General features: G+C 45.0%; 15 protein-coding genes. 12 read left to right on the forward strand and 3 right to left on the reverse strand.

The features are described 5' to 3' along the window. Positions 1–235: 235 nt before the first annotated feature. The 3 genes from FEM55_RS18115 to FEM55_RS18125 are packed head-to-tail and all read left to right on the forward strand — an operon-like array spanning position 236 to position 6,186. Complete coding sequence (locus tag FEM55_RS18115) at positions 236–967, forward strand: hypothetical protein (RefSeq protein WP_229209323.1); 732 nt, start codon at positions 236–238, stop codon at positions 965–967. Then, positions 964–3,735, forward strand: a complete 2,772-nt coding sequence (locus FEM55_RS18120) for a TonB-dependent receptor (RefSeq protein WP_138282806.1) — start codon at positions 964–966, stop codon at positions 3,733–3,735. The genes FEM55_RS18115 and FEM55_RS18120 overlap by 4 nt, the downstream gene beginning before the upstream one ends. 48 nt (positions 3,736–3,783) lie before the next feature. Further along, on the forward strand, positions 3,784–6,186 hold the full coding sequence (locus tag FEM55_RS18125; protein WP_229209324.1) for a hypothetical protein: 2,403 nt from the start codon (positions 3,784–3,786) through the stop codon (positions 6,184–6,186). 23 nt (positions 6,187–6,209) lie between these two features. Here FEM55_RS18125 and FEM55_RS18130 read toward each other — a convergent pair whose 3' ends face one another. Beyond that, the gene (locus FEM55_RS18130; protein ID WP_138282807.1) at positions 6,210–6,671 is read right to left on the reverse strand and encodes an Lrp/AsnC family transcriptional regulator; all 462 of its coding nucleotides are present in this window, start codon (positions 6,669–6,671) and stop codon (positions 6,210–6,212) included. 168 nt (positions 6,672–6,839) lie between these two features. Here FEM55_RS18130 and FEM55_RS18135 point away from each other — a divergent pair, with 168 nt between their 5' ends. Together FEM55_RS18135 and kbl are read left to right on the forward strand one after the other, a co-directional pair. Continuing rightward, positions 6,840–7,796 carry an NAD-dependent epimerase/dehydratase family protein gene (locus FEM55_RS18135; protein WP_138282808.1) on the forward strand — a complete coding sequence of 319 codons (957 nt, stop codon included), beginning with the start codon at positions 6,840–6,842 and terminating at the stop codon, positions 7,794–7,796. A gap of 120 nt (positions 7,797–7,916) precedes the next feature. Continuing rightward, a complete protein-coding gene (gene kbl / locus FEM55_RS18140) occupies positions 7,917–9,101 on the forward strand; it encodes a glycine C-acetyltransferase (protein WP_138282809.1) in 1,185 nt (394 codons plus the stop codon). 90 nt (positions 9,102–9,191) lie between these two features. On the opposite strand, the gene FEM55_RS18145 is transcribed toward kbl, so the two are convergent. Next, entirely contained in the window at positions 9,192–9,998 is an 807-nt protein-coding gene (locus FEM55_RS18145; protein WP_138282810.1) for a transglutaminase-like domain-containing protein, read from the reverse strand. A gap of 181 nt (positions 9,999–10,179) precedes the next feature. Between FEM55_RS18145 and FEM55_RS18150 the strand changes: the two genes are divergently transcribed. The 5 genes from FEM55_RS18150 to FEM55_RS18170 all read left to right on the forward strand — a co-directional run bounded on the left by FEM55_RS18150 (position 10,180) and on the right by FEM55_RS18170 (position 14,331). Beyond that, entirely contained in the window at positions 10,180–10,713 is a 534-nt protein-coding gene (locus FEM55_RS18150) for a YceI family protein (protein WP_138282811.1), read from the forward strand. Positions 10,714–10,878: 165 nt separating this feature from the next. After that, the gene (locus FEM55_RS18155) at positions 10,879–12,231 is read left to right on the forward strand and encodes a neutral/alkaline non-lysosomal ceramidase N-terminal domain-containing protein (protein ID WP_138282812.1); all 1,353 of its coding nucleotides are present in this window, start codon (positions 10,879–10,881) and stop codon (positions 12,229–12,231) included. A gap of 3 nt (positions 12,232–12,234) precedes the next feature. After that, complete coding sequence (locus FEM55_RS18160; protein WP_138282813.1) at positions 12,235–13,320, forward strand: Gfo/Idh/MocA family protein; 1,086 nt, start codon at positions 12,235–12,237, stop codon at positions 13,318–13,320. A 25-nt stretch (positions 13,321–13,345) separates the two neighbouring features. Beyond that, positions 13,346–13,915 (forward strand): acyl-CoA thioesterase, encoded by a 570-nt coding sequence (locus tag FEM55_RS18165; protein ID WP_374756483.1) that lies wholly within the window; start codon positions 13,346–13,348, stop codon positions 13,913–13,915. Continuing rightward, entirely contained in the window at positions 13,912–14,331 is a 420-nt protein-coding gene (locus FEM55_RS18170; RefSeq protein ID WP_161597083.1) for a DUF2141 domain-containing protein, read from the forward strand. Before FEM55_RS18165 ends, FEM55_RS18170 begins: the two co-directional genes overlap by 4 nt. A gap of 49 nt (positions 14,332–14,380) precedes the next feature. Here FEM55_RS18170 and FEM55_RS18175 read toward each other — a convergent pair whose 3' ends face one another. Continuing rightward, positions 14,381–15,940: a helicase HerA-like domain-containing protein gene (locus FEM55_RS18175; RefSeq protein WP_138282816.1), complete on the reverse strand. Its 1,560-nt coding sequence runs from the start codon at positions 15,938–15,940 to the stop codon at positions 14,381–14,383. Between the two features lie 218 nt (positions 15,941–16,158). On the opposite strand from FEM55_RS18175, the gene FEM55_RS18180 reads away from it, so the two are divergent. Continuing rightward, complete coding sequence (locus FEM55_RS18180) at positions 16,159–17,178, forward strand: alpha-E domain-containing protein (protein ID WP_138282817.1); 1,020 nt, start codon at positions 16,159–16,161, stop codon at positions 17,176–17,178. A 63-nt stretch (positions 17,179–17,241) separates the two neighbouring features. Next, positions 17,242–18,084, forward strand: coding sequence for a transglutaminase family protein (locus tag FEM55_RS18185; RefSeq protein ID WP_138282818.1), 843 nt, complete (start codon positions 17,242–17,244; stop codon positions 18,082–18,084). The last annotated feature ends 40 nt before the right edge of the window (positions 18,085–18,124 follow it).

Below are 18,124 nucleotides of genomic sequence, written 5' to 3' on the forward strand. Positions count from 1 at the left end.
GAAAAACGAGAATGTGTGAATAAATGAAAAGTCAAAGGTAGGAGATTCTGCAAGAACAGGTATGAATGCGTATCACATTTATATTATCCCGTAAATACATTTAAATTATTAATTCTGAATAAAATAAATATTTTTGAAATGAAGTATGTAACTCATGCTCACAACTTTAATTGACATCCCCGAACTGCATCCAGTAAATCTGTTTTAATGGTGTTGAACAAAAATTTCACAATACATGCGCTTATCTATTTCTTTCTTTATTCTGTCGGTTTGTATTGCCTTGAAATCCTTTGGCCAGAACGAACTTACAAACGCATCTTCGGTCAGGGAAACGATAGCGTATCCGGTTGCATTGTACAAAGCGGCCACTGCGCAATCGCAGAATCTTTACAATGGAAGGCAATATTACGTCTATGACTCCAAGTCAGAAGAACACCAGTTTTTTCAGGACAGAAAATGGAAAAAGGGAAGTATATTTTACGACGGCCAGCGATTCGACAGCATTCCGATGCTTTACGATATTTTTAAAGATGAGTTGGTTATCAAGCATTTCAACGGCGATGATTTGCTGCTGCAATCTGAAAAAACGGATTATTTCGAGGTGAACGGGCATCATTTTGAAAGGCTTGAAGCCGGTAAGCAAATAAATGAACAAATGCGGACCGGATTTTATGACATTTTATACAATGGGAAAACCCGCACGCTTGTCCGCCGGTCCAAACAGCGGCAGGAAACGATTCAGGAAAAAAGAGTAACTGCGCTCTTTCCGCAGAAAGACTTTTTTTATATCAGTAAAGACGGGCGCTACAATGCGGTCCATTCCAGAAAATCAGTTTTCAACCTGTTTCCGGAACATAAAAAAGAACTGCGGAAAGTACTGAAAGATCAGAAGATCAGCTTCAAAAAGAACCGCGAACTGGCTATTGCCAGGATTGTTGCAGCTTATGACGAACTAGCCAGGCTATGAAAATAACTTTACTTCTGACCGTTCTGTTTTGTTCACTTTTTTTCTCTGCAAGTACATTTGCACAGCAAACTGCTGAAAAAAAGCTGACCATGCGCCTCGATTCTGCACGCTTTGCTGATTTTGTAAATCAGGTGGAAACGCAGACGGGTTACTATTTTTATTACGATGCCGCCCGCTTCGACAGCCTTACGCTGGATCTTGACGTAAAGGATTTGTCCGTGCGCGAAGTACTGGATCAGGTTTTCAAAGGCTCTGAATTTGAATATGCCATTGATGCGCAGAAAAGGGTCTACATCACACAGGAAAAAAGAATCATTACGCAGCTTACACCGGGCCTTTTTGAACCAGACAAAGCGGATGATTCGAGTGCAGTTGCCTATTATGGTCCGGAAAGTGATGCGAAGGATAAGCTGCTGTCAACGGCTGAAAGCAAAATTCATGAAATCGGGATTAAAAAGCACCGGATTACGCCTGGAAATTCGACCATAACCGGGTATGTACGCAATGCGGTCACCGGCGAGCCGGTCATTGGTGCTGCTGTTTTCATCGAGTCGCCTTCAATCGGTGTCTCCACCGATGCGCTCGGATTTTACTCGCTGACTATCCCGCGCGGCAAGCAGCAGGTCAGAATAAAAAGCACCGGTATGCGTGAAACCCGGCGTCAGGTTGTACTTTATTCCGACGGAAAGCTGGACGTTGAAATGCGTGAAAGTGTTATTGCATTGAAAGAAGTAGCGGTAAAAGCCGGAATGGACCGAAACGTGGTCGGAACGCAGATGGGAACTGTAAAACTGACGATCAAAAACCTCAAACAGGTCCCAACGGTTTTTGGAGAAACGGACCTTTTAAGAACCGTACTTACGCTGCCCGGCATCAAATCGGTAGGAGAGAACAGTACCGGCCTGAACGTACGAGGAGGTTCTACGGACCAGAATCTTATTCAGTTCAACGATGCAGTTATTTACAATCCGTCCCACCTTTTCGGCTTCTTTTCGGCATTCAATCCCGATGTTCTGAAAGATGTGGAAATTTATAAAAGCACGATCCCTGCAAAGTTCGGCGGAAGATTGTCTTCGGTACTGGACATCAACAGCCGCGACGGGAACAAGAAAAAATTCAATGCTTCCGGCGGAATCGGGTTGGTAACGGGCCGGCTTACGCTAGAAGGACCGCTTGTAAAAGACAAAACCTCCTTTCTGATCGGTGGCCGTTCCACTTATTCCAACTGGCTTATCAAAACGCTGGATAATGAGAATTTCAACAAAAGTTCGGCTTCATTTTACGATGTCAATTTGCATGTAAGTCATGAAATCAATGAAAAAAACAGCCTTTTCCTGACAGGATATATCAGTGACGACCGTTTCCGTTTATACGGCGACACGCTTTATACTTATCAGAACCAGCTGGCTTCCTTGAAGTGGAAACATACTTTCAATGCAAAACTTTACAGTGTTTTTACCGCTTCGCACAGCAAATATCAGTACGCAATGGGCGCAGCAGGTTTACCGCTTAATTCCTTTGACCTGAAATTTGACATTAACCAGTCCAGCTTCAAGGCGGACCTCAGTTATATACTGCATCCGAAACATACGGTTGACTTCGGTTTCAGCACGACTTACTACAAATTACATCCCGGCTCTTTCCAGCCAAAAGGAGCCGAGTCGCTCATTGTTCCCGATGAACTGGAACCCGAGCAGGGAACCGAAAGTGCCTTGTACATTGAAGATAAATTTGAAGTAAGCCCGCGCCTTTCCATTACCGCCGGAATCCGTTATTCATTTTTTCAGTACCTGGGGCCAAGGAATGTAAATACCTATCTGCCGGGGTTTCCGATCGACTATATTTATCAGGAAGGCGTTCAGAAGTATGAAGCCGGTAAAAAGATCAAAACCTACGGCGGCCCCGAGTTTCGTGCTTCGTTACGTTACAGCATTTTTGATAACCTGTCTTTGAAAGTCAGTTACAATACCTTACGGCAGTACATTCATTTGCTCACAAATACCATGACCGTTTCTCCGACTGATATCTGGAAACTGAGCGATTCGTACATCAAGCCGCAGATCGGTGATCAGATTTCCGTGGGGCTTTACAGAAACCTGCGGGGCAATAAAGTGGAAGTTTCACTGGAAGGATATTACAAGAACATCCAGAACTTTCTGGATTACAAAGGCGGTGATTCCCTGATTATGAACCACAACATTGAAGCTGCGGTAATTACGACCAAAGCCAAAGCATACGGAATTGAATTCATGATCAAGAAAATGACCGGAAAGCTGAACGGATGGCTTGGTTACACGTATGCACGCACACTTTTGAGAGCTGTTGACCGCGAATCGCCCGATGCACCGAACGACGGTAATTTTTACCCGAGCAACTACGACAAGCCGCATGATCTGACGCTGATTTCCAACTACCGGTTTTCGCACCGTTTCAGCTTCTCGTTCAATTTCACGTACAGTACAGGCCGGCCGTATACGCCTCCGATCGGGAAATACATGATTGATGGCGCACAGCGGGTTTATTACGCAGATCGCAATCAGTTCCGCATTCCGGATTATTACAGAACAGACGTTGCCATCAATATTGAAGGAAACCACCGTGTGAAAAAACTGGCGCACAGTTCATGGACATTCGCTGTGTATAATTTATTGGGCAGGAAAAATCCGACTTCCGTTTATTTTCAGACCGTTGGAGGGAAAGTCAATGGGTACCAGCTGTCGATTTTTGGCCAGCCCATTCCAACCGTTACTTACAATTTCAGGTTTTGATCCAGAGAAGCCTTGAAGCAAATATGTTCATTGTTTACAACGATTGCCATGAAAGCTAGAATTGCTGTTTTTCTCTGTTTTGTAATTTCTGTCTGCTGTTTTCAGGCATTTGCACAGGATGATGCCATGGTCAAATCCATTCAGCAAAGGTTCGGGCTTTATACGGGAAACATGATCCAGGAAAAAATGTACGTTCATCTGGACCGTCCGTTTTATCTGATCGGGGAAACCGTATGGTTCAAAGCGTATAATCTAAGCGGTTCGTCGCATCGTTTTCTGGATATGAGCAAAGTGGCTTATTTTGAAGTGCTCGATGCAGAAAACAATGCATTGATACAAACCAAGTTCGCCCTTTCAGGCGGCAAGGGAAACGGCTCGCTTCTGATTCCGTCTACTTTGGTGAGCGGCGTTTACAAAGTCCGCTGCTATACAAACTGGATGAAGAATTTTGATCCTGGCTACTATTATGAAACATTTGTTTCCATCGTCAATCCGTTTGTAAGATTTGATCCCGGGCGTACTGTAAAAGCAGAAGGAAAGTATGATTTGCAGTTTTTCCCTGAAGGCGGGCATCTGGTTAGAAACATCAAAAGCAAAGTTGCTTTCCGCGCCACAAGCCAGGACGGTCTCGGAATAAATTTCAAAGGTGTACTGTTGAACAATCAGAACGATACGCTGCAGACATTCAGCCCGCAAAAGAACGGAATCGGGTTTTTTATGCATACGCCGCAGGAAGGCAGTTATAAAGCAGTCATTACGGACAGCAAAGGACAGCAATATGAGTATGCGCTGCCGGCTGCAGCAGAGCAGGGCTATGCCATGCAAGTAACCGATTCAACGAGTAACATTTTAAAAATAACCGTTTCCGGAAATGTGGAATCGGACGAACCGGTATATGTGTATTTGCTCGGCCATACGCGCCAGGCAAACCTTGTAGCCGAAAGAAAGTTTCTGAACAAGGGCCGCGCCGTGTTTCTTCTGGATAAAAACAAATTCGGCGAAGGCATTTCACATCTGACTATTTTTAACGAAAAAACAAAACCTGTTTGCGAACGCTTATATTTCCGACGGCCTCAAAAACAGCTTTCCATAGAAGCGCGGTTAAATAAATCGTTTATAACCCGAGAAAAAGTCAGTTTGGAATTGTCGGCAAACGTTGCAGCCGCCGCTCCTGAAATGACAGATATGTCCGTTGCCATTTACTTGTCGGATTCCATTCATGCGCAGCCGCAGCAGGATATTTCGAGTTATCTGTGGCTAACATCCGACCTGCGCGGGAATGTAGAAACGCCTGAATACTATTTTCAGAATACTTCCAAAGAAACGGATCAGCAGCTTGATAATCTGATGCTCACGCACGGCTGGCGAAAATTCAAGTGGGAAAACGTTTTTGTAAGTCAGGCTGTGCAGGCCGAGTTTCTTCCGGAATATGACGGCCATTTTATCCATGCAAAAATTCTTAACAAAGCCGATGATTCGCCGGTAAAAGGAGTGGAGGCATTTCTGGCAGCGCTTGACGTCCCGGCCAGACTGTACGCTGCGCAAAGTGACGAGGATGGCAAAGTGATGTTCGAAGTCAGGAAATTTACAGGGCCGAAAGAAATTACACTGCAGGCAGATCAAAGCCGGAATATCACGTACCGTTTCGAAGTTGCCAGCCCGTTTTCAAAGCAGTTTTCAGCCGTAACGCTGCCGCCTTTTTATTTTGATAAAACACTGGAAAATCAATTGCTTACACGTTCGATCAACATGCAGACGGCCAATGCATTTCAGCCAACTGTGTTTACACAGCCTAAGGCATTGTCAAGCGATTCGCTTGCCTTCTTCGGCGTACCGGATGAAAAGTATATGCTCGATGATTTTACAAGGTTCCCAACGATGGAAGAAGTGCTCCGCGAATACGTAAGAGGTGTTCTTGTAAGAAAAAGCCAGAAAGAATTCCATTTCCGAATGGTGGACAAGCTGCTGCCCAACACGTTTTATAAAACAGACCCTTTGATTTTGCTGGACGGAATTCCTATTTTTAGTGCAGATAAAATCATGCAATTTGATCCGCTTAAAATAAAAAAGATCGAACTCATGAACGCACGCTATTATCTTGGTTCGGCAACCTTTACAGGAATTGTTAGTTTTTCAACTTACCAGAATGACCTGGCGGGCTTTGAGCTTGATCCGAATGTTTTCGTTACGCCATACGAAGGAATCCAGGCGGAAAGAGAATTTTATTCGCCCAAATACGATTCGGGCAACGCTGCAAGCCGGATTCCCGATTTCCGGAATCTGTTGCATTGGGCGCCCGACGTTACAACGGATGCTTCCGGAAAGGCATTAATCGAGTTTTATACTTCGGACCAAACCGGCCAATACGATGTGATTATTCAGGGAATTACATCCGGCGGAATTCCCGGCATTAAAAAACTGTCTTTCGAAGTCGGGAAAAGAAACTTCTGACATTTTCCGTATCCCGACAATGCTCAGATGTAAAATTCTGACGTGTGCTTGATTTCCTTAAGTACAAAAGTGCTGTTCAGAACGCCGATGTTATCGATTTTGGAAAGCTTGTATTTTACAAAATCATGGTATTCGTCCAGGCTGGCTACGTTGATTTTCAGCAGGAAATCCACTTGCCCCGCCATATGATAACATTCCTGTACTTCTTCCAGATTCTGGACTTCCTGCTCAAATTTCTCTATAAAAGCTTCGTTATGATAACGCATGGAAACCTGGCAAATCGTGGTAATATGCCTGTTGATCAGTTTTTTGTCCAGAATGGCAACGTACTGTTTGATAAATCCCAGACTTTCCAGCCGGCGGATTCTTTCATAAACAGGCGAAACCGTCAGGTTAAGCATGGTTGCAATTTCCTTGGTTGTTTTTTTGGCATCCTTCTGAAGGATCCGCAGGATTTTGGTATCCATTTTATCCAGTTGTTCCATACTTGAATAATAGTTACTTGTAAAAGCCGCTATTTTAATAAATACTAGTAATTTTTTTTGCAAAATAGGTATAGTGCAGTAATATTTGCTTGGAAAAGTATAAAATATTGAATTTTATAGTCTTAAATGTCAAATTGCAAGTGTTTTATGCTTTACTGACATGCTATTATGGTATATGAAAATGTATTGATTACAGGTGCAAACGGACAAATCGGATCCGTACTGACAGAATATCTCCGCGGAATTTACGGCAGTGATCATGTGATTGCTTCCGATCTGAAATTTCCCGAGATCCGGAATGGCCGCTTTGAAATACTGGATGCAACCAATGCCGCGTCGCTGGCTGCAATGGTCAGGAAATACAGAGTAACGCAGATTTACCATCTTGCTGCCATCCTTTCGGCAAAAGGCGAGCAGAACCCTTTGGAAACGTGGCATATCAATATGCAGACGTACTTCAATGTACTGGAAGCAGCCAGAGAAAACGGCGTTAAAAAAGTATTTTATCCAAGTTCCATTGCCGTTTTTGGAGAACATGTCGGTGATGAAGCCGCACAATGGTCCTATCTCGATCCGGCAACTGTTTACGGAATCAGCAAATCTGCGGGTGAAAACTGGTCCAATTATTATTTTAAAAGATACGGGCTTGATGTCCGTTCATTAAGATATCCCGGAATCATCGGTTATCAGTCCATGCCGGGCGGAGGAACTACGGATTACGCGGTTGACATTTATCATAAAGCGGTTAAAAAGGAAGTTTTCGAATGTTTTCTGAACTCAGGCACCGTACTTCCAATGATTTATATCAGTGATGCCATGGACGCCACAATCCGTTTGATGGAAGCGCCTCAGCAGAAAATTACAGTGCGCACAAGTTACAATCTGGCCGGAATGAGCTTTTCACCGGAAGAAATTGCTGCAAGCATCCGCAAAACAATTCCGGATTTCAGCATCGTTTACAAGCCGGATTTCCGGCAGAAGATCGCGGATTCATGGCCCCGGCAAATAGACGATGCACAGGCAAGAAATGACTGGGCATGGCGGCCGGCTTACAATCTGGATAAAATGACGGAAGAAATGATCTCGGAGTTACAAAAGAAATATCAGGCTGTCAGTAAACAATAACGTGCGTTTTTGTAAATAGCTGTTAGCAGTTAGCCATTAGGAAAATAAATATCTGATATGCAATAAATTATATAAGCCAATTGACCTCAACTAATTTTTGGCAAATACTTATTTGAAATTATGAACCAATCAATTCAGGAAGAACTTCAACAGGAGCTGGAAAGTATCAGATCAGCCGGATTATATAAAAAGGAACGCGTGATCACCACGCCGCAGTCGGCAAGTATTGCAACCGACGGAAAAGACGTGCTTAATTTTTGCGCCAATAATTACCTTGGATTATCCTCGCATCCGGAAGTAATCCGCGCCGGGATCGAAGCGATCAATACGCATGGTTTCGGAATGTCGTCTGTACGCTTTATTTGCGGAACGCAGGATATTCACAAAGAACTGGAATGGAAAACGGCTGAATTCCTGGGCATGGAAGATTGTATTCTGTACGCAGCCGCTTTCGATGCAAACGGCGGTTTGTTCGAGCCGTTACTGAATGAAGAGGACGCCATTATTTCGGATGAACTGAATCATGCGTCTTTGATCGACGGAATCCGGTTGTGCAAGGCGAAGCGTTTCCGTTACAAGCATAACAGTATGGAAGATCTGGAAGTGCAACTCGTACAGGCCAAAGGAAGCCGCCGCATCCTGATTGTAACGGATGGCGTTTTTTCCATGGACGGAACCATCGCACAGCTTGATAAAATCTGCGACCTGGCCGACAAATACAATGCAATGGTGATGATTGATGAATGCCATGCAAGCGGATTCATGGGGAAAACAGGCCGTGGAACACACGAATTCCGGAATGTAATGGGCAGGGTTGATATCATTACCGGAACGTACGGGAAAGCACTTGGCGGGGCATCGGGCGGTTTTACGGCAGCAAAAAAGGAAATCGTTGAAATCCTGCGCCAGCGTTCACGGCCTTATCTGTTTTCCAATACACTTGCACCTTCTATTGTCGGAGCGTCCATAAAAGTACTGGACCTGCTTTCTGCTTCTACAAATCTGCGCGACAAACTGGAAAGAAATGCAGCTTACTTCCGCAAAGAAATGACCAATGCCGGATTTGATATTCTTCCCGGCGAGCATCCCATTGTGCCCGTTATGCTTTATGATGCAAAGCTGGCGCAGGAATTTGCCGCCAGACTGCTGGAAGAAGGCATTTATGTAATCGGATTTTTTTACCCCGTTGTACCGCAGGGCAAAGCCCGGATCAGGGTTCAGATTTCTGCCGGACATGAGCAGGAACATCTTGAAAAGGCTGTTGCTGCATTTACGAAAGTAGGACGGGATCTGAATGTGATCTGATGAATGAAGTGCTCATATATTAATCAAAGTAAAAGGCCATTAAAAGGAAATTGTTCCGGTTAATGGCCTTTTTTTATAAATAGTTAGTACTTACTGTGCAGGCTCAGGTTCCAGCAATTCGGCCTCCACATGCAGGGATTGCAGCGTTGCGTTTCCATACTGCGTTACCATGGCTACATCTGCGGCATCACGGCCATGCGCAATTTCAATGCGGTAACCATCGGTTTTTTCCTGTACCGCATCAAAAGTGAACCATTCTCCGCCAATATAAACTTCAAACCAGGCATGAAGATCCATTACTTCCAGTCTGTCGAGATAACCGACGGTCATACGCGTAGGGATGCATAAATTCCGGCACAGCGCAATCGCCAGGTGTGTAAAGTCACGGCAGACGCCTATACGGTTCCGGGCAACGTCCAATGCAGTCGTGCTTGCATTTGTAACGCCGTACTGATATTTTATGTTCTGATGAATCCAGGTTCGGATGGCTTCCACCTGCGCGTATCCGGGCGTAAGGTTCCCGGCTATTTCCATGGCAAGCATGTTGATTTCATGCAAATCCGACTGGCAGTAGCGGCTTGGCAGAATATAATGCATGACATCATCGGGCAAATCGCCCACCAGCACGTATGCGGGTGCCGGGTCCGGAATCGGTTTGGTTGGATTTACCTGCGCCTGTACTTCGGTTGTGATGGTTACTTTTCCTACAGGTAAAATCGTACGCTGGCATGGATTGCCGTACAAATCCGTGTATTCGGTAAATGGAACGGAAGGTTCGATATTGAAGCCTTCCATGATAATAGACTGTCCTTCCTGACGTCGCGGGCGTAACATGGTTGTTACCGTAGTGGGAGCATATACGTCATACGTAAATATGCTTCTTCCCTTCATTTTCATGTATTGTTCGATTTTAGTGAAGCTTTGTAAATCTCATTGTAACATGCAAATAATAAATTGCGTGCCATTATTTTGAATTACATTCCCGCATCCGGGATTAAAATATTTTAATGAGTGTTTGTCATACAGGAATATTAATTTCAGCCAATAGTAGCATTGTGAAATCCCTAAATTAATTATTATGTCAGTCACAAAATGGATAGTAGACCCGGTACATTCTGATGTACAATTCAAGATCAAGCATCTTGTAATTTCCACAATCACCGGCTCTTTCAACAATTTCGAAGGCGGGGCGACTTCGGATCTGAATAACTTTGAAAATGCAGAAATACACTTTTCACTGGACGTAAACAGTATCGATACCAACGTGGACAAGCGTGACGAGCACCTGAAATCGGCTGATTTTTTTGATGCCGAGCAATATCCGCACATTACGTTTCAGTCCAATTATTTTCATAAGGTGAAAGGCGATGCCTACAAGCTTTCGGGACTTCTGACCTTGAAAGGAATCACCAAGCCCATTGAACTGGATGCCGAATACAACGGCTCCGAACGCGATGCAGAAGGGAATATACGCGTAGGTTTCGACGTAGAAGGAAGGCTCAGCAGGCAGGAGTTCGGCCTGAACTACATGCAGCTTACCGATGCCGGCGGACTTGTAATCGGTGAAGATGTAAAACTGATTGCCAGCATACAACTGATAAAACAATCCTGATTTCGGATCATTTTTGATATCGTAATGGAAACCCGACAGCTTTTCAAGGCTTTGCCGGGTTTTTTTGTGATAACCGGCATTCCGAAGACCTCCCTTTTTTATTATCATTTTTATTCAGGCTGTTTATTTATCTTTACGTGAATAACCTTCCAAAGAAAAGTGCAAATGAAATTTGTTAAAATCCTTTTTATTGTAATTGGTTCAGTAATTCTGCTTTTATTGCTTACAGTTGCCACCATGATTACAACCATGGACAGCACGCCTTACAGGGAAATGCCTTACTATCGTCAATGGAAAAAGATTATTGGTCAGGTAAAATCCGATACTTCGGGAGCAAACAAGGAATTCAGGGCAGGATGGGCAAAAGTGAATATTACGCCGCCTTCACCGACACCGACAGCCGGATACGGCAAAAGAAGAGGAAAAGTTTACACCAGCGTGCATGATTCGGTATATGTAAGAGCAATTGTGCTCGATAACGGCATTACAAAGGCAGCAATTGTCGCTGCCGACCTGCTCATTATTCCGCCGACCGTCATTAAACTATTACAATCCCGGCTTACCGAAAAGGAAATTCCGTTTGATCAGGTTTTTTTCGGTGCAACGCACAGCCATAACAGCGTGGGCGGCTGGGGAACCGGAATTTCATCCTTGTTTTTTTCAGGGAAATACGATCCCGAAACAGTGGAAAGGCTTGCTGATGCATTTTATCAGGCCATTGTAAAGGCAAAAGCCGAAATGGAACCCGCGCAGCTTACTTATATGGAATCCCTGGATTCGCTGGATATCCGGAACAGGCTTGTAGGCGAAGAAGGAGAAATAGATCCGGAAATCCGTTCGGCAGCTTTTGTGACAAAGAATGGTAAAAAAGCCATTCTGAGTTCCTATGCGGCGCATTCCACAGTCCTGAATTCATCCAACATCGTTTTGTCACGCGATTATCCGGGCATGCTCGTGGATTCGCTTGAAAAAGACCGGTATGATTTTGCCATGTATATGGCCGGAGCAGTAGGAAGCATGGGCCCGATAGAAAAAGGCAAGGACGATTTTGATGAAGTGAAAAACCAGGCATACGGCGTACAGCAGGCAATACTTTCCGAAAATTCGGTAAAAGCCGAAACGAAAGGCGCCGTTCTGGAGGCCGTGACATTGCCGCTTCCGCTGCGTGAGCCTACGCCCCGGCTCACGATGAACATTGTTTTGCGTCCGTGGGCTTTCAAAAAAGCATTCGGCGAATATCCTGTTTATATAAAAGCATTGAGGATCGGGAATATGCTGCTGGTCGGCATGCCGTGCGACTTTTCCGGCGAGCTCGTGGCCGGTCTGGATGCATATGCCAAAACAAAGGGTCTTAATCTGATCGTAACCAGTTTCAACGGGGGGTATATCGGATACATTACGCATGACAAGTATTTTGACCGCGACCTTTATGAAACCAAAACCATGAACTGGTACGGGCCATACAACGGCGCCTATCTGCAGGAAGTCATTAAAGATATCATTGATAAATTGTCCTGAATTATGAAAACAGCATTGTTATTATTGATGGGTTTATTAAGTATAAATACAATGGCCCAGTCGCCCGTGCGGCTTGCAGTGGCCGGCCTGAGTCATGGCCATGTAGGCTGGGTATTTAACCGCGCTGATAAGAAAGACATGGAACTCGTCGGTATTTATGAGCCGAATCCTGAACTGGTGAATCTTTTTGCCGAAAAATACAAACTGGATAAAAAACTGTTTTTCTCAGATCTCAACAAAATGCTGGACCAGGTAAAACCGGAAGCGGTTTCTGCATTTGGGGCAATAAATGAACACATTACGATTGTCCGTGCATGCGCACCCCGGAAAATCCATGTGATGGTGGAAAAACCTTTGGCCACCACTTTTTCTGATGCAAAGGAAATTCGGAAACTCGCGGAACAGAATGCCATTCAGGTACTGACCAATTACGAGACTTCCTGGTATGCAAGTAATCAGTACGTCAATGATCTGGTGCAGCAGGGGAAACTGGGCGATATAAGAAAAGTAATGGTCAATGACGGTCATCAGGGACCAAAGGAAATCGGTGTTAGTAAGGAATTTTTTGAGATACTGACCGATCCGGAAAAGAACGGCGCAGGCGCATTGATCGATTTCGGATGTTACGGTGCCAATCTCATGACTTGGCTGCTGAAAGGGGAGCGCCCGGTTTCCGTAACGGCCGTTACGCATCAGAATAAGCCGGACATTTACAAGAACGTGGATGACGAAGCATCCATTATTTTGCAATACCCGAAAGCGCAATGCATCATTCAGGGCTCGTGGAACTGGTCTTTTGCAAGAAAAGACATGGAAGTGTATGGAAACAAAGGCTATGCTGTTGCCGTAAATCCAACGGTTGTAAGACAAAGGCTTAATGAAAAATCACCCGAAGAAACCATTAAGCTGGACCCGCGGCCTGCTCCTTATACCGATCCGTTTTCCGTTCTGGCCGACGTCGTTCAGGGGCGACTGAAGCTGGATAAAAATGATCTGTACGGACTGCCGGTCAATGTAACGGTGGTTGAAATTCTGGAAGCAGCCAGGACTTCTGCAAAATCCGGCAAGACGGTTTTCTTAAATAAATAAGCTCATTGCCCTCTATTTTATGAATATGGAACCTCGCTCCGTACGTTTTTCGCAGACTACATTAACTGAACTGATGATTCCTTCTTATGCTAATTTCGGCGGGAAAATACATGGCGGAATCCTGCTTTCGCTGATGGATAAAGTTGCTTATTCCTGTGCGGCGCGGCATGCCGGAAATTATTGTGTTACGGTTTCTGTGGATGGCGTGGATTTTTTAGAGCCTGTTGAAGTGGGCGATCTGGTTTCACTGCATGCATCGGTTAATTATGTCGGAAGAACTTCGCTGGTGATCGGAATACGGGTGATTGCAGAAAATGTGCGTACCGGGATCCAGCGCCATACCAATACGTCCTATGTGACCATGGTTGCAAAAGGAAGTGATGACAAACCAGCGCTTGTGCCGGAACTGTTGCTGGAAAATGAGGAAGATGCGCGCCGGTTTCTGGAAGCAATCAAGCGGAGAGAGTTGAAGGAAACATACCGGCACGCCTTTGATAACGCAAAAACAAGGCTCGCAGTAAAAGAAAATCTGGATAAACTTTCCGATCACCGATGTGTGGTCGGATGGCAAACAAAAAACAAAGACGCAAAATGAAATTACTGATTTTATCTGTTCTGTACGCATTTCTGAATTTTGGCTCAGCGCCAAAAACTACATTGAATGTAGAAATTACGAATGTAAAAAAGGCTAAAGGCAAACTCTGGATCGGAATCTACAAACCCAATGAAAAATTTGGTGGCGACAAACCGGGCATTTACAAGCTGATTGATGTTCAGTCTGCCGGAAATCAGAACGCTACCTTTGAACTGGAACCCGGCCGGTATGCACTGGCTGTTTATCACGATCTGAACAACAACAATGAAATGGATAAAAATCTGGTCGGAATACCAAAGGAACCGTACGGTTTCAGCAAAGACTTCCGTCCGAAATTCTCCGCCCCGAAATTCACTGATTGCGCTTTTGATGTTCCCGCAGCCGGGCAGAAGATTTCGGTAAAAATAACGGATTAACAACGTTTACAGCCGCAGCCGTACATCAACGGCTGCGGCTTTTTATCTGTTAAAACCCGAACAAGCCTCCGCCTGTTTTTCTGGTTCTCGAAGTGGATTTGCCAAACAGCATTCCGAAAACACCCCGTACAACTTCCCGGCCGATTTGCTTGGCCAATGGCGACGACAATGCTTCTGAAACAACGCTTTTTTCTTCTTTCTCTCTTCTGGGAGCAGGCTTTTTTTCCTCTTTGCTGACAGCCTCCGTTCGGGCATGTTCTTCCATTCTTCGGGTCAGTATTTCGTAAGCACTTTCAGGATCGACAGGATCTTTGTATTTGGCATAAAGGCTCGACTGCCTGATATGGTTTTCGTAATCTGCCTGCACCATAGGACCCATAACCGATGTCGGCGGCAGCAAATGTGTGGCAGCAACTTCCGTCGGAATTCCTTTTTCGTTCAAAACCGTGATCAGTGCCTGCCCGATTCCGAGTGTTGTAAGAATCTGGTCAATTTCGTAAAAGTCCGATTTCGGATAAGTCTTCACCGTTTGTTTTAAAGCATCTGCATCCTGCGGTGTAAACGACCTTAATACATGCTGGACACGGTTTCCAAGCTGGGAAAGTACCGAAACGGGAATATCCTGCGCCATTTGGGTACAAAAGAAAATTCCGACGCCTTTTGACCGGATCAGTCTGACAACCTGTTCAATCTGGTCCAGAAACGCTTTGGGTGCACCTTTGAAAAGCAAGTGCGCTTCATCGAGAAAAAATACAAGCTTCGGTTTGTCCAGATCGCCGGCTTCCGGCAGTTTCTGATACAATTCGGCAAGCAGGCTGAGCATGAACGTGGAGAACAAGGCGGGCTTGTCCTGAACATCCGAAATATTGAGCAGACTGATTACGCCCTGTCCGTCCACACGGTCGATCAGGTCGGTAATTTCAAAAGATTTTTCCCCGAATATGGTTCCGACACCCTGTTGTTCCAGCGCAACGATTTTTCTTAAGATTGTACCCGCTGTGGAAGATGAAATGCTTCCGTAATCCGCTTTGATTTCGGCTGCACCCGGACCTTCTGCCAGATAATGGAGTACTTTTTTAAGGTCATTCAGATCAACCATCGGCAGATCCTTGTCGTCAGCATATTTAAAAAGAACCGACAAAACACCCGACTGCGTTTCGTTCAGCTCGAATATTTTAGAAAGCAGCACCGGACCGAATTCCAGAACAGTAGCACGCATCTGCGCACCTTTCTGTCCGCTCAGTGAATACAGTTCGACCGGATAGCCCTTTGGTTCAAAGGAAGTTCCGAGTATTTCGGAGCGTTCCTGCATGGCAGCATTGACTGTTCCCGGCTGTGCAATCCCGGACAAATCTCCTTTGATATCCGACATGAAAACAGGCACCCCCGCCGCCGAAAGCTGTTCGGCAAGCAACTGCAGGGTACGGGTTTTTCCGGAGCCGGTAGCACCTGCAACGAGCCCGTGCCTGTTCATCATCCGCAAGGGCAGGTTTACGCGCGCTTCGGTTAGTATTTCACCATCCAGAATAGCTGATCCCAAATGGATAACGGGCCTGTCCGTTTTGTACGATTTCTGAATGGCTGCAATAAATTGTTCTTTATTTGACACAGAATAACGGGTTATGATTTAAGACCTGTTAATTTACGAAAATTAACCTTTTCAGAAAGGCCCGGGGCATTTCATCAGAAAACGCCAGAATTAGAATCTTTTGTGAACTTATATTACTTTTCGCATATCCTTGTATTTGCAGAATTTTATTAGGTATTTTGAATTGACTGCTTAGTAATTATTTTGATTAATCATTTTAAAGATATTACCTTTTATTTATGCTTAGCCGAGTTGCCAATTCAATTTACTGGATGAATCGTTACATGGAACGGGCTGAAAACTATGCCCGTTTTGTAGGAGTCAATTTTAATCTTGCGTTGGATCTTCCTCCGGATGTTGATGAGCAATGGGAACCGCTTTTGATTGCAACTGCCGATCATTTCCTTTTTTACAAATATTACGAAAAGCCTACAAAGGAAGATGTTATCCATTTCATGACATTTGACAAGCGGAACCCCAATTCCATCATAAGCTGCCTGTATGAAGCCCGGGAAAATGCCCGCACGATACGGGAAACCATTTCCAAGGAAATGTGGGAAAGCATCAATACTTTTTACCTTTCGATACGCGGAACTTCACCGGACCATTTCCGGAATATGGATCATATGCAATCCTACTTTACGGACATCCGTAAAAACTGCCAGCTTTTTCACGGCGTTGTGGACGCTTCCATTACACGCAACGAAGCATGGCATTTTGGCCGGCTCGGAAGGCATATCGAGCGTGCAGACAAATGTTCGCGCTTTCTCGACGTCAAGTATTTTACGCTTCTTCAGGATTCCGGAACTTCCGGTTCCACGCTTGATCTGATGCTCTGGACAGCGGTGCTGAAATCCGTAAGTGCTTATAATATGTACAGGCAAACGCACAGAGCCTTGACGCCCATGAACATTGTGGCATTTCTGATCCTGGACAAGCTTTTTCCAAGATCCATTGCCTACTGTGTACGGCAGGCGGAACTTTCTCTGTACGCCATTGCAGGTTCTATTCCCGAACGCGGACATACGAACCCGGCTGAACGTGCATTGAGCAAAATCCGCAGTGAACTGGAATTTACCGAAGTGGAAGATGTGTTCAAAATGGGTTTGCATGAATATCTGGACCAGTTTCAGGTAAAAAATAACGAAGTAGACAATGCGATTTTTGACATGTACTTCGGATTGGATACCGGACAGTCGCAAAGCCAGTCGATGGGACAAACTTCTTCGGGCCATTTCAGGACGCAATGGATGAATTAATGTTGAAACAACTGCTTTTCAGGTCTGTTCGGATTCATACCGCTTTTGGAAAATAGAAATTTCATGAAACTGAAAGTCCGGCATACGCTTGAATACCGGTACGACTCCCCGGTTGTACTGACAACGCATGTACTTTATCTTTATCCGAGGTCCTATCCGCATCAGCGATTGCTGGACTATTCCCTGTATATTGATCCGCTGCCTTCCAAAGTGGTAAAAAATGTGGATGCCGAGGGGAACGTTCAGCATCTTGTCTATTTTTACAATCAGCCTTGCAGCCGTTTGCTGGTGGAAGCCGAAATGACGGTCAGTTCGGAGCCTGTGAATGTTTTTGATTTTGTCCTGTTTCCTTTCGAGACAAGCAGGATTCCTTTTCTATATGATAACAGCACCTTCAAATATCTGATTCCTTACCTTGATAAAAGTGACCTGACTGCTCAGGTTGAAACATTTGCAAAGGAAATTGCTGATCAGGTTGATGGGCAAACCATACCGTTTCTTGTAGAGCTCAGCAGGCATATCAGTTCCACTTTTACATACCGGAGCCGTGCATACGGAAGTGCCTTTGCACCGGCTGAGACACTGGACAGCCACAGCGGTTCATGCCGGGAATTTGCCCGGTTGTACATTAGTGCTTGCAGAAGTGCAGGTATTGCGGCAAGATTTGTAAGTGGTTATTTGTACGGAAATCCTCAGCAGGCACACGAATTGCATGCATGGGCGGAAGTATATTTGCCCGGCGCAGGATGGCGGGGCTTTGATCCGACAGAAGGCAAATCCGTAGTAGACAGGCATATAAGTATGGGTGCTTCGGCAGATTTCGACAAGCTGGCACCGGTTATGGGTTCTTTTCTCGGCTATTCAGGTTCCCGTTTGCTGACGAACGTACGTATAGAGCTGCTTTGACCGGCAGAAAATACACAAATCCGAATGTTGTTTTTGTTTG

It is taken from the genome of Dyadobacter sediminis (assembly GCF_005860765.1).
GTDB classification, from domain to species: domain Bacteria; phylum Bacteroidota; class Bacteroidia; order Cytophagales; family Spirosomataceae; genus Dyadobacter; species Dyadobacter sediminis.

Coding starts and splice junctions, on each gene's coding strand:
- FEM55_RS18185 (WP_138282818.1), top strand. CDS start 17,242: ATGAAACTGAAAGTCCGGCATACGCTTGAATACCGGTACGACTCCCCG.
- FEM55_RS18125 (WP_229209324.1), top strand. CDS start 3,784: ATGAAAGCTAGAATTGCTGTTTTTCTCTGTTTTGTAATTTCTGTCTGC.
- FEM55_RS18120 (WP_138282806.1), top strand. CDS start 964: ATGAAAATAACTTTACTTCTGACCGTTCTGTTTTGTTCACTTTTTTTC.
- FEM55_RS18150 (WP_138282811.1), top strand. CDS start 10,180: ATGTCAGTCACAAAATGGATAGTAGACCCGGTACATTCTGATGTACAA.
- FEM55_RS18155 (WP_138282812.1), top strand. CDS start 10,879: ATGAAATTTGTTAAAATCCTTTTTATTGTAATTGGTTCAGTAATTCTG.
- kbl (WP_138282809.1), top strand. CDS start 7,917: ATGAACCAATCAATTCAGGAAGAACTTCAACAGGAGCTGGAAAGTATC.
- FEM55_RS18145 (WP_138282810.1), bottom strand. CDS start 9,998: ATGAAAATGAAGGGAAGAAGCATATTTACGTATGACGTATATGCTCCC.
- FEM55_RS18130 (WP_138282807.1), bottom strand. CDS start 6,671: ATGGAACAACTGGATAAAATGGATACCAAAATCCTGCGGATCCTTCAG.
- FEM55_RS18170 (WP_161597083.1), top strand. CDS start 13,912: ATGAAATTACTGATTTTATCTGTTCTGTACGCATTTCTGAATTTTGGC.
- FEM55_RS18135 (WP_138282808.1), top strand. CDS start 6,840: ATGGTATATGAAAATGTATTGATTACAGGTGCAAACGGACAAATCGGA.
- FEM55_RS18115 (WP_229209323.1), top strand. CDS start 236: ATGCGCTTATCTATTTCTTTCTTTATTCTGTCGGTTTGTATTGCCTTG.
- FEM55_RS18165 (WP_374756483.1), top strand. CDS start 13,346: ATGGAACCTCGCTCCGTACGTTTTTCGCAGACTACATTAACTGAACTG.
- FEM55_RS18160 (WP_138282813.1), top strand. CDS start 12,235: ATGAAAACAGCATTGTTATTATTGATGGGTTTATTAAGTATAAATACA.
- FEM55_RS18180 (WP_138282817.1), top strand. CDS start 16,159: ATGCTTAGCCGAGTTGCCAATTCAATTTACTGGATGAATCGTTACATG.